The 2540-nt window shown below is 73.3% G+C and carries 1 protein-coding gene; it reads left to right on the forward strand.

Going from position 1 to position 2540, the window contains the following annotated elements:
- A partial coding sequence (locus ACFXBC_RS34995; RefSeq protein WP_385034152.1) for a beta-ketoacyl synthase N-terminal-like domain-containing protein occupies positions 1–2540 on the forward strand: 2540 nt, incomplete at both ends.

Below are 2540 nucleotides of genomic sequence, written 5' to 3' on the forward strand. Positions count from 1 at the left end.
TCTCGGGCGGGCGACGAGGCGGCGGTTGTTCCCTTCCGGCTGGACCCGGCGGCGCTGCGGGCCCAGGCGGCCCGCAGCACGGAGGTCCCGCCGCTGTGGCGGGCGCTGGTCACCGCCGGCATCGGGCGGCGAACCGCCGCCGGTGCGGACGGCGGTGGTGCCGACTCGCTGCCGCAGCAGCTGGCCGGACTGCCGGAACCGGAGCGGATGCGGCTGCTGACCGACCTGGTCCGCACCCACGTGGCGGCCGTCCTGGGGCACACGTCGGCGGAGGCGATCGAGCCGTGCCGGGCCTTCACCGACATCGGCTTCGACTCGCTGACCGCCGTCGAGCTCCGCAACCGGCTGAACGGTGCGACCGGGCTGCGGCTCCCGGCCACCCTGGTCTTCGACTACCCCAACCCGCTCGCGCTCGCCGGTCACCTGAGGTCCCGGCTCGTCGGCGACGGGGACGAGCACACCGTCGGCCTGCCGCCGGTCCGCACGGCCGACGCCGCCTCCGGCGAACCCCTCGCGATCGTCGGCCTGGCCTGCCGGTTCCCCGGCGACGTCAACGGCCCGGAGGAGTTCTGGCGCCTGCTCGCCGGGGGGACGGACGCCGTCTCACGCTTCCCGGACGACCGGGGCTGGGACGTGGAGGGCCTCTACGACCCGGACCCCGACAGCGTGGGCACCTCCTACGCGCGGGACGGCGGATTCGTCTCGGACGCCGGAGGCTTCGACGCCGATTTCTTCGGGATCAGCCCGCGTGAGGCCCTTGCCATGGACCCGCAGCAGCGGCAGATCCTGGAGACCTCCTGGGAGGCGCTGGAGCGGGCGGGCATCGACCCGGCCGCGCTGCGCGGCAGCCAGACCGGTGTCTTCGTCGGCGGCTTCGCCTCGGCCTACGGGATCGGTCTGGCCGCCGGGAGCGAGGGCGCGGAGGGGAGCGCCACCACCGGCTTCGCCACCAGTGTGCTGTCCGGCCGGATCTCGTACGCGCTCGGTCTCGAAGGCCCGGCGGTGACGGTGGACACGGCATGCTCCTCCTCCCTGGTCGCGCTGCACCTGGCCGCCCAGGCGATCCGCGCCGGCGAGTGCTCCCTGGCGCTCGCGGGCGGCACCACGATCATCTCCACCCCGGACGGGATCGTGGGCTTCAGTCAACAGCGCGGCCTGGCCGAGGACGGCCGCTGCAAGGCGTTCTCCGCCGACGCGGACGGCATGGGCTTCGCCGAGGGCACCGGTGTGCTGGTCGTGGAGCGGCTGGCGGACGCCCGCCGCAACGGGCACAAGGTGCTGGCCCTGGTACGGGGAGACGCCGTCAACCAGGACGGTGCGTCCAACGGTCTGACAGCGCCCAACGGCCCCTCGCAGCAGCGGGTGATCCGCGCGGCGCTGGCCAACGCCCGGCTGACGCCCGCCGATGTGGACGTGGTGGAGGCGCACGGTACGGGTACGAGGCTGGGTGATCCGATCGAGGCGCAGGCGCTGCTGGCCACGTACGGCCAGGACCGCGGCGAGCGCGGCTCGCTGTGGCTGGGCTCGGTGAAGTCCAACATCGGTCACACCCAGGCCGCAGCGGGTGTCGCGGGGATCATCAAGATGGTGCTGGCGCTTCAGCACGAGCAGCTGCCGCGCACCCTGCATGCCGACGCGCCGTCCCCGCATGTCGACTGGAGCGCCGGAGATGTGCGGCTGCTCACCGAAGCGGTGCCGTGGCGGCCCGACGGCCAGGTCCGCCGCGCCGGTGTCTCCTCCTTCGGTATCAGCGGTACCAACGTCCACGTGCTCCTGGAGGAGGCCCCCGCCGAGGAGACAGGAGAGGAGAACCCGGAGACGGACGACCACCTCACGGACGGCTGCCCCGCAGCTTCGGCACGGGTGCTCTCCGGCGCTGAGGCCGGTGCGGTGGTGCCGTGGGTGGTGTCGGGGCGTTCTGCTGCGGGGCTCGCGGGGCAGGGGGAGCGGCTGGGGGCGTGGGTGGCTGCCCGCCCGGAGCTGGAAACGGCTGATGTGGCGTGGTCGTTGGCGACGACCCGGTCCGCGTTCGAGCACCGGGCTGTGGTGGTGAGCGGTGACGGTACGGAGCTGGTGGCCGGGCTGGAGAGTCTGGCGGCCGGTGTGCCTTCGGGTTCGGTGGTGTCCGGGGTGGCCCGCTCGGGCTCCCGCCCGGTGTTCGCGTTCGCGGGTCAGGGTTCGCAGTGGGTGGGGATGGGGCGTGAGCTGGCGGAGGTGTCGCCGGTGTTCGCGGCGCGGCTGGGTGAGTGTGCGGCTGCGCTCTCGCCTTATGTGGACTGGTCGTTGGACGAGGTCCTTGCGGGTGCGGATGGTGCGCCTGCGTTGGAGGCGGCTGATGTGGTTCAGCCTGCTCTGTGGGCGGTGATGGTGTCGTTGGCTGCGGTGTGGGAGGCGGCGGGTGTTGCCCCGGAGGCTGTGGTGGGGCATTCGCAGGGTGAGATTGCTGCGGCGACGGTTGCGGGGATGTTGTCCCTTGAGGACGGTGCGCGGGTGGTCGCCCTGCGTTCCCGGTCGCTGAAGGTGCTGGCGGGCCGGGGCGG

It is taken from the genome of Streptomyces sp. NPDC059398, assembly GCF_042751845.1.
Taxonomy (GTDB): domain Bacteria; phylum Actinomycetota; class Actinomycetes; order Streptomycetales; family Streptomycetaceae; genus Streptomyces.